This is a genomic window from Limosilactobacillus caccae, assembly GCF_900156885.1.
Taxonomy (GTDB): domain Bacteria; phylum Bacillota; class Bacilli; order Lactobacillales; family Lactobacillaceae; genus Limosilactobacillus; species Limosilactobacillus caccae.
This window is the reverse complement of the sequence record NZ_FTOY01000011.1, coordinates 483,159-494,783: the sequence shown is the minus strand read 5'-3', so window position 1 is coordinate 494,783 and position 11,625 is coordinate 483,159. Positions and strand designations below refer to the sequence as shown.

Below are 11,625 nucleotides of genomic sequence, written 5' to 3'. Positions count from 1 at the left end.
GGTGATTACAACGATGATGCAAATTATCGTCTTAACTATTCTCATAATCATCCTATTGACGTTGACCAGTCCGCGCCTGCTGCCAAAAGAAGAGCAGGTGCAGGTAAAAATGAGTAAGCGAGGTAATAATGATGGAATATTTAACATTAAATAATGGCGTAAAAGTTCCGGCTCTTGGCTATGGTACCTACCTGACACAGCCACGGGTAACCGAAAAGAATGTCGCCCAAGCGCTGAAGGTTGGTTACCGGTTGATTGATACGGCACAAAATTACGGTAATGAACGGGAAGTCGGGAAGGCGATCGCTAATAGTGGGATTGCCCGGGATGAAATTTTCGTGACATCCAAGGCGCAGACAAGTGGCTACCGCAGCACCAAGATGGGGATTGATAACTCTCTAGCAGTAGCGGGCTTGGATTACTTTGACTTGATGATTATCCACTGGCCGACGGGTAATGACATTGAAACCTACAAGGCGCTAGAAGACGCATACCGGGAAGGAAAACTTCGCGCAATTGGTGTAAGTAACTTTAACCACCAGGAAGTCCAGCAAATCATTGACAAGTGTGATATCACACCGGCTGTCGACCAGATTGAGACCCACCTGCGTTGGCAACAGCAGGGGATGCACAAGTTTCTCAATGCCCACGGAATCGTTCACGAAGCCTGGGCACCGCTTGGTGAGGGAAGTGGCAGTGTCATTTCCAACAAGACCCTTAACCAGATTGGGGAGAAGTATGGCAAGTCGGCCGCCCAGGTGATGCTTCGTTTTGATGTTCAAGAACATATCCTGACGATCCCCAAGACGACGAGTGTAAGCCACTTAAAGGAGAATATCGATATCTTTGACTTTGAGCTTAGCGCTAATGATATTGAACGGATCCGCAAAGAAGATGAGAAGACGAGCGAGTCCGGCTGGCCACTGTCGATGATGATTGAACAGTATTATTAAAAAGTTGACTAAATAAATGAATTTTCCTATTTTTTCCGTATATATATTATAGGAGATATTTTTGTATTTCTTTACTTATACCTGTGTCACGGATATAATATATAGAAAGTAGGAAAAATATGATAAAAAGTTTTGGTGATAGGGAAACAGAAAAAGTCTTTTGTCAGGTTTACTCTAAGCGTCTGCCAACTAGTATTCAGAAAACTGCTTTAAGAAAGCTTATTATGATTGATAATGCAATCAATATAAATGACTTACGTGTTCCGCCAGCTAATCATTTAGAAAGATTAGTTGGTGGTCATAGTGACCAGTATAGCATTAGGATAAATAAGCAATTTCGAATATGTTTTACTTTAGTTGGAATAAATGAATTTTATGATGTGACAATAGTTGATTATCACCGTGGTTAGGGGAGAAGATAAATGACGAGAATTATGACACCCAAAATTAGTGAGATCTTGCGTCAAGAGTTTATGGAGCCACTGGGCATTTCAGCTTACTACCTTGCTAAGCAGATTAATGTGCCAACTTCCCGGATCCAAGACCTTCTTCATGATCGCCGCCAAGTGACAATTGACACGTCTATTCGCTTGGGACGTTTTTTTGGCGTTGCGGATCAGTATTTCTTGAACTTACAAAATGATATTGATTTAAGAAATACAGAGTTAGCCAAAAGGGAAGAGTACGACCGAATAAAGCAATACCAGCAAGCGCGATAAAAAAGTCCACTAGAAATGACTAGTGGGCTTTTTATCGTCTAAAAATTAACCATGCCTTTTTTCGATACTTAACCACTATAAATAAGCATTTAACATTTCTAATGATCTTTCCTATAGTGTTAACTGAATAACTAGGAAAAGAAGGCATTAGATGAATAATAATCAAGCTGGACGGATTAAACATACCTTACGAACCCGGCACCTTTCGATGATCGCTTTGGGCGGAACAATTGGTACTGGCTTATTCATTGCCAGTGGGTCGGCGATTACTACCGCGGGACCAGGTGGAAGCTTAATTGCCTACCTGATCATGGGGGTGATGGTCTTCTTCTTGATGACTAGTCTGGCGGAGATGGCAACTTACAATCCGCGGAGTGGTTCTTTTGCGGAATATGCTAACCGCTACGTTGACCCGGCGCTCGGTTTTGCGATGGGGTGGAACTATTGGTTTTGCGGGGCGATTACCGTTGCTGTGGAACTGTCCACCGTCGGCATCGTGATGAATTTCTGGTTTCCCGAAGTTGCTTCGTGGGTCTTTAGCATCCTTGCATTCGTCATTATCTTTACGATCAACTACTTTTCGGTCCGGGCCTATGGGGAAACCGAATTTTGGCTAGCCCTGTTAAAAGTATTAGCAGTGGTGGCTTTTGTCATCGTCGGCATTGGCTTAATTGTGGGCTTAATCGGTGGACACTCGATTGGTTTTAAGAATTTTACCTATCGGCAAGCCCCGTTTGTCAATGGGGTGCCGGGAATCATCAGCGCTTTTGTCGTGTCCGGATTTTCTTTTCAGGGAACTGAGATGGTTGGAATTGCGGCTGGAGAGTCGGCAGACCCACAACACAGTGTGCCAACTGCGATTCACGCGACTTTTTGGCGGATCCTATTGTTCTATATCTTGACAATTTTCGTGATTGCCTGTGTCTTACCCTATACTAATAAAAATTTACTTAGTTCTGACGTGCAAGACATTGTGACGAGTCCGTTCACCTTGATCTTCCAGTATGCCGGTTTACGGTATGCTGCGGGAATGCTGAACTTTGTGATCTTAATTGCTGTCTTGTCCTCGGCCAATTCCTGGCTCTACGCGATTTCGCGGATTTTATTTTCCCAGTCGCTGGATGGCTTCTTGTGGCACGGCTTTAAGAAAGTCAATCAGCGCGGGGTACCCATCGTTAGTTTCATCGCAATGGCCGTCTTGAGTCTTGCGCTCTGGGCCCTCCAGTTTATCGGTCCCAACGTCTACAACTACTTGATTGCTGCGACTAGCCTCGGTGGCTTTATGGAATGGCTGGGAATTGCGATTGCGCATTACCGCTTCCGCCGTGGCTTTATCAAGCAGGGGCATAGCTTAGACGAACTTAGCTACCATGCAGGTCTGTTCCCCGTTGGCCCAATTTTTGCCTTTATTCTTTGCATTGTGGTTATCGCGGGGCAAAACGTTGACGCCTTTCTTAAACTTGACTGGGCCAACATCCTCATTACTTACATGAGCGTTCCCTTATTTATCGCTTTTTACGTATACTATAAGTTGCGGCACCATACTCACCTGGTCCCGCTTGATAAAATGAAACTAAAATAAAAATAATCCTTAGCAGATCATTAGTGATTTGCTAGGGATTATTTTTTAGAATTCGATTAATACTTTTCCTTTGCTGTGGTGTTCGCGGACATCTTTCATGGCAAGGGGCACATCTGTGAGGGGGTAGCAATTGCCGACAGGGGGATGAACCTCGTTTGCTGCTAGAATTTTTGCCGCGGTTGTGAGTTGTTGCCCATCCGCGTGAACAAAGAGGAAGTCGTATTGTTGGTCCTTTTTGGCCGCCTGTTTTTCAATTTTGTGGGCAGCAGCGCTGAATAGGAGCTGCTTGAAAAATCCCATCCCCGTCTTCTTAGCAAAAGCGCGGTTTGGCATTGCTCGTAAAGAAACTAGGCGGCCACCAGACTTTAGAATTGCAAACTCACGCGGCAATTCGCTTTCCCCGACCGTATCAATTACCAGGTCAACGTCGCTCACGGTCTTCAGGTAGTCTTCTTGCTGGTAATCAATAAACTGACTCACGCCCATTTTAAGCATCCGTTGACGGTGCTTGCCGTTACCACTTGTGATTAGTTTCAGTCCCATCGCGACGGCAAGCGGAATTGCCATGGCGCCAAAGCTCCCGGTACCACCCGCGATAAAGAGTGATTGGCCAGCTTGTGCGTCCAGCGTATCTAGTGCTTGCATTGCCGTTAAGGCCGTTAGGGGGATTGCTGCTGCTTCGGCATCAGTGAGGTAAGCGGGAACTTTAGCTAGCGCGTCTTTATTAACAACCACTTCTTCCGCAAATGCCCCGATATTATCCAGCGGGCTACGCGCAAAGACGCGATCACCCACTTTAAATTCACGAACCTTCGTCCCAACTTCTTCAACGATCCCGACGAACTCGTTGCCGAGGGTTTGGGGAAGCTGGTAGGGGACAACGAGGCGCAGGTCCCCGTGGGCAATCAGGTTGTCAAGCGGGTTAACGCCAGCAAAGGTCAGCCGGATACGGACATCATTATCAGCCATTACTGGTCGGGGGAGGGTGTTAACTTCGATTCGTGGGTGGTGGCGGTCATATTTAATCAGTTGGGCGGCTTTCATTGTGACGACTCCTTTCTAAGTTAGTCAGGCGGTTGATTACATCGGCGAGGGTGTCTTTTTTAAGTGCTTGTTGTAGCTGATATTCAGCATCTTCTAAGAAGGGGAAGAGAGCCTGTTTAATGTTTCTCCCCACTGGGCAGGCCGGGTTAGGGTTTTGGTGGAACTGGAAGATATGCGGGTCAGTTCCCTCAATTGCTTGGTAGAGGTCGAGGAGGTTTAACTTTGCGGGCGAAACTAGCAGCTGGGTGCCCGATTTGCCACGCTGGCTTGCGATAATTTTGTGCTCGTTTAGGATTGCCATCACTTTACGAATGTAGCTCGCATTTGTTCCCACGCTGTTTGCCAGGTCGGTGGAATTAAGATTCTTGTCACTGGCGGCAAGCATGACAAGAATATGAATGGCGACGGTGAATTTAGTGTCTTGCATGCGGATCCCCCTTAAATGTATTTGTTATAAATACAATAACATTTAAAAATTAAAAAACAAGACTAATCCACTGGTAGTAAGCTCAGAAGTTGTTAATTAGGTAATTACCCTTTAAAAGCAAAAAGCGCCCTTTAACGGGGCATTTTTATTGCTCATCCTTAATCGCTGGTGGTAGCTCGTAGACGGTCAGGTCAGCGTCGATTGCGCATTGGCGGTAGTAAGAAAGGGTCTTCTGGTTACAATGCAGTAGCTGCATAAGCTGGTGGTCCGTCATATCTTCCCTGATTACCTGGGAGTAGACAAAGCTGTTGCGGAGCTTACTAGGGGCAAGGTTAAGGTTGAGGACTTCCCGGTCGTCTTTTACCCGGTTTGCCAGGGCAACCATCGAGGTAAGGGGGCGGCCACTGTCCTCTGACCGCCCATCAGTAAAGAGGTAGTCATCATTAGCAAGCTGGAAGTCAGGGGCCTTTTTTAAGGCGGCACTTAAGCGGTCGTCTTCCAGCCGGCTATTAATATCGCCCCATTTTAGTTGTAAGAGTTCGTCGGGGTGATAGCCACAGCTGATTGCTAATAGGAGTTTAATGGTCGCCGGTTTAACGTGACCAATCATCAGCCGAATGTCACGTTGCCAGCCAATTTGGTAGTGACCACTGCGGTTAAAGCTGAGCCCCTTGATAGTGGTCAGGGGGTAGTTCTTAATCAGCTTTTGCTCGTACAGATAAGTAAAGTATTTCTTGAGGTGGGAAATGTACTTGTTAACTGTCCGACTCGCCAGGTGGCGGTCTTCCTTAAGGTGGGCGATATAGTTACGAATGTCAGCATTAGTTACCTGGTTTAGGCCAATCTGGTCCGTCGAATGTTGGTCAGCGTAGTAGGCAAAGAAGTCATTGATTACAAATTGACTCAGCTGAACCGAACGAGTGGATAGCAGATCGACTGTCTCGCACCAATTGAGATATTTTTCCTGGTAGGGGAACATAAAACTCCTCCTTTTTACGTAACTTATTTATAACACCAATATAGCATGTTTTGGCGGAATGGGGGATGGATAATGATTATCAAACTGGCCTTCTAACTGTTACTACAAATCTAATCAATAAATAAAATCCAACCAGAAAAAACAACCAAGCTAAATGAAAATAATTCATGTAACACTATATTCCATATTATGTAAACTAGCCGAGTGAACCTAATTGCCACTGAGACAAAATTTAATTAAATCCAGCAAGGCCTTGATCAATTCGTTGCGAATTACCAGCAAAGACAAGGAGTCAGCATTACGGTTCAATTGTAATGCTGACTCCTTGTCAGTTAAATAGTGATGTTTGTTCTGTTGCCTGTGTTTTCTGCGGCGAGGGCGCCAACCATGTCGTCAGCATTTGCTTAATAATAGCACAATAGGCTTCGCGGTCGATTTTTCTTTTAAGACTTGGCAGATCAATCTTTTGCGGGTCAAAAACTAAGGATAAGTGGCGGCCATCAAACAGGTGATTTTGCTCAAGTTTTAAATAACGCCTGGTAAGGTAAAAACTTGTGCTCAGGTCTGCCCGGCCAGCGAGCTCTTGCACCCACTGGCTATTTTTGGGCCGTTGGTTGCTGCCGTAAAGGCGGACGACTTTCCACTCAGTTGGTGTTGTGACAAAGAAACCACGTAAAACCGGGTTAGCAACGATTGCCTTGCTTTTCTTATCAGCAATGGTAAAAATCTGCTTTAATTTAGAAGTAATAATTGGTTGGATCCATTCCGCTGGCTGAAACCCGCGCGTTAGGTGGTTTTCAAGTAGTTGCCGCAGCAACCGTTCATTAATTGGCAGCTTGTTGCCCGCCGCCAAGAGGTATTCGACCAGGACAGTTTCAGTGACCGTCGGCCGTTGTTGGTCAGTATAGACATTGGGACCACGATAATGATTAGTGTTATCCCCAGCAACCTTAACCGTCCCGTCATTACTGCGGTAAAGGTGGTCATTGGCACTTTTGGCAAACCATTTCGTTCCCCGGTCAGTAACCTTAAATTGGTCTGGCAACTGCTGAAGGAAGGACGGATTTGCCCGTGGTGTTGGGGTGACGTACAGGAGGGTCGTATTGACTGACAGTAGCCGGTAGCCATTTTTGATTAATTGCTGGCAAAGCTTAATCATTATCAGCTGGGTGGTTAACCGGACCTGTAAAATCGTATTTGGCTGCTTTAAATGGTTGTCAAAACTAGTATCGGCTGCTCCTTTAAGTGCATGTAAGAGTTTTTGTTCTAAGTGACTTTCCTTCGTCGCTTGCGGGTAATGCGCGTTTACGTTCGAAATCATTTTACCGACGATCTGGCGCGCATGGTCATCAAAAACACCTAGGTCAAGCATTAATTCCTGGTGGATGAGGGGCCGCTCTATCTTAATCACCGTTGGGGCAGTGTTAGGCTGGTTAAAAGCCGTTGCTTGCTGGAAATTGCTTGTCTGGGCAAAGGCATCGCGGTTAATTGGAAAACCATGAATGCCATCTTCTGACGGAATAAGGGCAAATGGTGTCCCGTGATTGTCAATTACTGGTGGTCGGTAGTGTTTATTTTTAAGCCTGGCACGGGCAAGGGCGACGGGGTTATGACGGTCAATCTGATCAAATGAGTGGTAGTACGCAAACAATTGCTTAGCCCAGGGTGTTGTCAATTCAAGCTTGGCGGGTGTCGGCAAAGTAACCACCGGGCGGTCAATAATATGGTGGTCACGGTAGAGAATTGCTTCGATCGTTTCGGCATCCGTGGTGGTCGGCATAATTGTCATCATTCCCTGCCATTTTTCGTGGGGATCAGCAGTTATTTCCTGCTGGTAACGGGCTAAAATTGCCCGGTGCTGCGACCACGCCAGCTGAAAATGAGGCATTAAAAATAGTTGCCGGCGGTTTGCTAGTTCCAGCGCGACCCGGTCAGCAAGGCTCATTTCTGAAGTGGGCAGGGGAAAGTTAGCTTGAACGAGATATCGTTGGTAGCGGCTTAGCTCTCCATGGTCGATGCGGCCGTCAAGGGTACGGATATCGAGAAAGTATTCATTATGCTGCCAACTAGAAAGTAAGTTGACCTCGGCATCATTCCATAATTGCCGGTGTTGGTTGATGACGGTGAAAGGGGAGTCGAGGCTAGTTAAATACTTTTGCCGTTCATTGACTAGGGCAATGATCTCTTGTGCTGATTGGCGATTAGCAAACACCAATAAAGGCATCTCCCAAAAGCGGGACGCGTAGCTGATATAGGTGTGCTGGTCATCTTTTGCGAGATTGCTCATTAACCGGGTGAACTGCTGTAGTCGTGCATCGCTGCTATCAGGCATAAGGGTTAGTTTAAATATTTTTCCCTGCTTTGCTGGTTGAAATGCGACCGTTAACTGTTCTTCGTCATAGTCAAGCAGCCAGTATGTTAATGGTGCCATGTTCTCCCTTCCTTTCCACCACTCCAGTATAGCGAAGTTTGGTAAGTAAATCAGACATTTAGTTTGGGCTTCTGTTATACTAGGAAGAGTTTTGAGGAGGAATTAAAATGGAAAGCTGGCTTTTTTTAGCATTAATCTTACTAATTGCCGTTTGTGGGCATAACCAGTCCTTGATTATCGCCACTGGGGTCGTGATGGCATTAAAATTAATCCCACTGTTTCAAAAGTGGTTGCCAATTATTCAGCAAAGGGGGATTAATTGGGGCGTGACCGTAATTTCGGTTGCAATCCTAATTCCGATTGCGACTGGTCAAATTGGCTTTGCAGATCTGGCAAAGGCATTCCGTTCACCAGCTGGGTGGATCGCGGTCCTTGCCGGAATTGCTGTTGCCATCCTATCGAAGTACGGGGTTAACCAGCTTGCCGCGGTTCCCCAAGTGACCGTTGCTCTTGTCTTAGGGACAATTGTCGGCGTGGTCGTCTTTAAGGGGGTCGCTGCAGGACCGGTGATCGCAAGCGGGATGACTTATTGTATTGTGACCTTACTTAATCTGCATTTTTGAAAGCAGACAAGAATAGACAAGAATACAAAAGAAAATAGCGCAAGAGGTCGGGGAAAACATATCTTCTCCGGCCTCTTGCGTTGTTATAGATAACTATTGCGTAAGAAAACGATGTGATCTTTAATTAGTTCCCTATAATATAGATAAGTAAAAAAAACGAAATGCGCTTTTTAAAATAAAAAATGGCGAAAATAATCAATATTCTCACCATTATTTTAATTAATTTTTTGCTACTTTGATTAACACTGCAGAACTAACAATTGCAACGAGGGCGAAAATTGCTCCGATATAACCAATTTCACTGATCTGGACAAAGTTGACACTGATTGACGCAATCAATGAACCTAGTGAAACCCCGATATTCGTACAGATCGGGTTAAGTGATGAAGCGAGGTTCATTGCCTCTGGAAAGTCGCGATCAGCAACGTTGAGAAACATCACCTGCAGAATCGACCCGGGCATCCCCAGGACAAAGCAGAGAAGGCACAACAGGACAATCCCAAGCCATGAAACATGGAAAATGATGTTCATCGCTAGTAGCATCACAAACACACTTGCACTAATCAAGGTCAACTTGGTAATTCCAAAGCGGTTAGCAATCACCCCCGCGCAGGTATTACCAAGGATAAAGGTCACCCCGATTAATCCCAAGAGGAGGCTTAACTGGTTTGCCGAGTAACCCAGGACGGTCGTGATGATTGGCCGGATATATGTATAGAAGGTATACTCAGCGGTCATCAGTGAGATCATCACGATAATTCCCATGTAAACCCGCCGGTCCTTTAATAGTTGAACCTGGTTTGCTAATGAGGCGTTTTCTTGCCGGCTATTGCGCGGTACTAACCAGAAAAGGAAGCCGTACACAATTACCGTTAGCAAGGAAATCAGCAGGAAGCTATCGTGCCATGAGAAAGCTGTACTAATGGCGGTCCCAATCGGTACCCCGACAATCGTTGCAATTGAAAAACCGGCAAAAGTGGCGGCGACGAGCATCGCCCGCTTCTCGATTGGGGCAACGATGCTGACGAAAACCATGATTAACGAAATAATTGCGCCCGCGACTGCCGCCGTGATAATCCGCGAAACAAATAACCAGAATAGGTTAGGCGCAAAGGCCGTTAGGGTATTCCCGATTAAAAAGACCAGCATTAAGACCATTAGGACCTTAAAGCGGTCATATTTTCCTGTTAGTGTTGTGATCACCGGGGTACAAACTGCATAAATAATTGCAAAGCTGGTGACCAAAAAACCGACAGTTGATAGTGATGCTGAATAGCTCTTCGCAATATCCGAAATCACCCCAACAACCATAAACTCATTGCAGCCGAGCAAAAACGCCGTTAAGACGAAGACGATCGACTGCAACCGAAACTTAGACATTTAATCTTCTCCTTTCCATACTAGTTTACACTTTTTTTATTTCGCTTGGAAAGCCTTTTGTGAATCGTTTTATCTACCCGCTAAATAAAAAAGCCCCACTGCTAACAGTGAGAACATAATTAGGCAGCTGCTTGCCGGATCTTATGGTAGAGCTTCGTACTCAAGAAGAGGGAGAAGAAGAGCAGGCATAGGCAGAGGATAAAGCCAGCCTGAATACCGAGATGGGAAGACGGCTGGTGGACAAAGTTGTTGACGATCCCCACTACGGCAACGATTAGGGCCGTCCCAAATGAAGCAGCAATTTGCCGGAGAGTATTGAAGGTTGCCACGGCATCCGGCACGATTTCGTTTGGCAGGAGCGACAAGGCCTGGGTCTGCAAGGGGATCAACATCGTAACCAGTCCGAACTGGCGAACCGTTTGGAAGAGAGTGATGATCAAGACAGAACTCCGTGCCCCGATTGCCGCCTGTCCGGCAGTTCCAAGGATATCAATGATGAGGCCCGCACCGACTAAAATTTTGATAGGGTAGATATCGTAGAAGCGCCCACTGGTGGTCGATAGTAAACCGGTCAAGACTGCCCCCGGTAACACCGCAATGGCCGAGACAACGGTACTTTCTTTCAAGACAATCTGAACAAGCAGGGGAATTAGAATCGCATTCCCGTACATCGTTGCCGTGATCAGCATGTTGATGACTGTTGCGAGGACGAACTGCTTATGGGCAAAGATTTTAAAATTGATTAGCTGGCGGCTACTGTGCCGTTGGTTGAAGTAAAAGAGGAATAAGAATATTCCACCGATTAGGACGTAACCAGCAACGTTAAATGACATCAGCTGGTTATTTGAGACATTTGACAGTCCCATCAATAACGACCATAAACCGATGGTAATCATAATCAGCGCGGCAGTATTGAACTGTGGCGACTCATTGTGCGGAATATACGGCAGGAAGAAAACCGATAGGGCAAGGGTGATTACTGCAAATGGAATAATCAGCAAGAACAGGTAGCGCCAAGAGAAAAAATGGAGCAAGAAGCCCGAAAAAGCTGGTCCTAGGATTGGCGCACAGTTGAAGGCCAGGCCGATAATCCCCATGATTTGCCCCTTTTTCCCTGGTTTAGCATAGCGGATCGCCAGTACGTTGACGAGCGGCATCATCATCCCCGCTCCAATCGCCTGGATCATCCGGGCAACGACAATCATGTTAAATGACCAGGCGACTGCCCCCACGATTGTTCCTAGCAAAAAGATGGCCGAGAAGAGGAGAAAGAGGCGCTTAAATGAAAAGCGTTTGATTAGAAATGAGCTGACCGGGATCATCAGGGCGTTGACCAGCATATAGCCGTTGGTGACCCACTGTACCCGCGCTTCGCTGATATGGAAGACCTGCATAAAGGTTGGCAGGGCAATATTCATTAAGGTCGAGCAGAGGAGACCGAAGAAGGTCCCAAAAACCATGATAATAAGTGCATGGCGAATTCGTTGATTTTCCATTGAGTAAGTAAATCGCTCCTTTAAAAAGTATGACAATATAGCATTGTAGCA

11 protein-coding genes are annotated in these 11,625 nt (G+C 46.0%); 5 read left to right on the top strand and 6 right to left on the bottom strand.

What is annotated here, in order from left to right:
* Positions 1-131 precede the first annotated feature (131 nt).
* From CZ502_RS08380 to CZ502_RS08365, 4 genes are all read left to right on the top strand, one after another.
* A complete protein-coding gene (locus CZ502_RS08380) occupies positions 132-953 on the top strand; it encodes an aldo/keto reductase (RefSeq protein WP_076461501.1) in 822 nt (273 codons plus the stop codon).
* 119 nt (positions 954-1,072) lie between these two features.
* Complete coding sequence (locus tag CZ502_RS08375) at positions 1,073-1,363, top strand: type II toxin-antitoxin system RelE/ParE family toxin (protein WP_076461499.1); 291 nt, start codon at positions 1,073-1,075, stop codon at positions 1,361-1,363.
* A gap of 12 nt (positions 1,364-1,375) precedes the next feature.
* Positions 1,376-1,672 (top strand): HigA family addiction module antitoxin, encoded by a 297-nt coding sequence (locus tag CZ502_RS08370; protein ID WP_076461497.1) that lies wholly within the window; start codon positions 1,376-1,378, stop codon positions 1,670-1,672.
* A gap of 151 nt (positions 1,673-1,823) precedes the next feature.
* On the top strand, positions 1,824-3,254 hold the full coding sequence (locus CZ502_RS08365) for an amino acid permease (protein ID WP_076461495.1): 1,431 nt from the start codon (positions 1,824-1,826) through the stop codon (positions 3,252-3,254).
* A 45-nt stretch (positions 3,255-3,299) separates the two neighbouring features.
* Here the strand turns inward: CZ502_RS08365 and CZ502_RS08360 are convergent, their stop codons facing one another.
* The 4 genes from CZ502_RS08360 to CZ502_RS08345 form a co-directional block, all read right to left on the bottom strand.
* Positions 3,300-4,298, bottom strand: coding sequence for an NADP-dependent oxidoreductase (locus tag CZ502_RS08360; protein ID WP_076461493.1), 999 nt, complete (start codon positions 4,296-4,298; stop codon positions 3,300-3,302).
* Entirely contained in the window at positions 4,276-4,725 is a 450-nt protein-coding gene (locus tag CZ502_RS08355; protein WP_076461491.1) for an Rrf2 family transcriptional regulator, read from the bottom strand. Before CZ502_RS08355 ends, CZ502_RS08360 begins: the two co-directional genes overlap by 23 nt.
* A 145-nt stretch (positions 4,726-4,870) precedes the next feature.
* A complete protein-coding gene (locus CZ502_RS08350) occupies positions 4,871-5,704 on the bottom strand; it encodes a tyrosine-type recombinase/integrase (RefSeq protein ID WP_076461489.1) in 834 nt (277 codons plus the stop codon).
* A 328-nt stretch (positions 5,705-6,032) separates the two neighbouring features.
* Positions 6,033-8,135, bottom strand: a complete 2,103-nt coding sequence (locus CZ502_RS08345; RefSeq protein ID WP_076461487.1) for a hypothetical protein — start codon at positions 8,133-8,135, stop codon at positions 6,033-6,035.
* 107 nt (positions 8,136-8,242) lie between these two features.
* Here CZ502_RS08345 and CZ502_RS08340 point away from each other — a divergent pair, with 107 nt between their 5' ends.
* Positions 8,243-8,698 (top strand): DUF441 domain-containing protein, encoded by a 456-nt coding sequence (locus tag CZ502_RS08340; protein WP_076461485.1) that lies wholly within the window; start codon positions 8,243-8,245, stop codon positions 8,696-8,698.
* 219 nt (positions 8,699-8,917) lie between these two features.
* Here CZ502_RS08340 and CZ502_RS08335 read toward each other — a convergent pair whose 3' ends face one another.
* Complete coding sequence (locus CZ502_RS08335) at positions 8,918-10,078, bottom strand: MFS transporter (protein WP_076461483.1); 1,161 nt, start codon at positions 10,076-10,078, stop codon at positions 8,918-8,920.
* Positions 10,079-10,197: 119 nt separating this feature from the next.
* Positions 10,198-11,574: a DHA2 family efflux MFS transporter permease subunit gene (locus tag CZ502_RS08330; RefSeq protein ID WP_076461480.1), complete on the bottom strand. Its 1,377-nt coding sequence runs from the start codon at positions 11,572-11,574 to the stop codon at positions 10,198-10,200.
* Positions 11,575-11,625 lie beyond the last annotated feature (51 nt).

Coding starts and splice junctions, on each gene's coding strand:
- CZ502_RS08380 (WP_076461501.1), top strand. CDS start 132: ATGGAATATTTAACATTAAATAATGGCGTAAAAGTTCCGGCTCTTGGC.
- CZ502_RS08375 (WP_076461499.1), top strand. CDS start 1,073: ATGATAAAAAGTTTTGGTGATAGGGAAACAGAAAAAGTCTTTTGTCAG.
- CZ502_RS08370 (WP_076461497.1), top strand. CDS start 1,376: ATGACGAGAATTATGACACCCAAAATTAGTGAGATCTTGCGTCAAGAG.
- CZ502_RS08365 (WP_076461495.1), top strand. CDS start 1,824: ATGAATAATAATCAAGCTGGACGGATTAAACATACCTTACGAACCCGG.
- CZ502_RS08360 (WP_076461493.1), bottom strand. CDS start 4,298: ATGAAAGCCGCCCAACTGATTAAATATGACCGCCACCACCCACGAATC.
- CZ502_RS08355 (WP_076461491.1), bottom strand. CDS start 4,725: ATGCAAGACACTAAATTCACCGTCGCCATTCATATTCTTGTCATGCTT.
- CZ502_RS08350 (WP_076461489.1), bottom strand. CDS start 5,704: ATGTTCCCCTACCAGGAAAAATATCTCAATTGGTGCGAGACAGTCGAT.
- CZ502_RS08345 (WP_076461487.1), bottom strand. CDS start 8,135: ATGGCACCATTAACATACTGGCTGCTTGACTATGACGAAGAACAGTTA.
- CZ502_RS08340 (WP_076461485.1), top strand. CDS start 8,243: ATGGAAAGCTGGCTTTTTTTAGCATTAATCTTACTAATTGCCGTTTGT.
- CZ502_RS08335 (WP_076461483.1), bottom strand. CDS start 10,078: ATGTCTAAGTTTCGGTTGCAGTCGATCGTCTTCGTCTTAACGGCGTTT.
- CZ502_RS08330 (WP_076461480.1), bottom strand. CDS start 11,574: ATGGAAAATCAACGAATTCGCCATGCACTTATTATCATGGTTTTTGGG.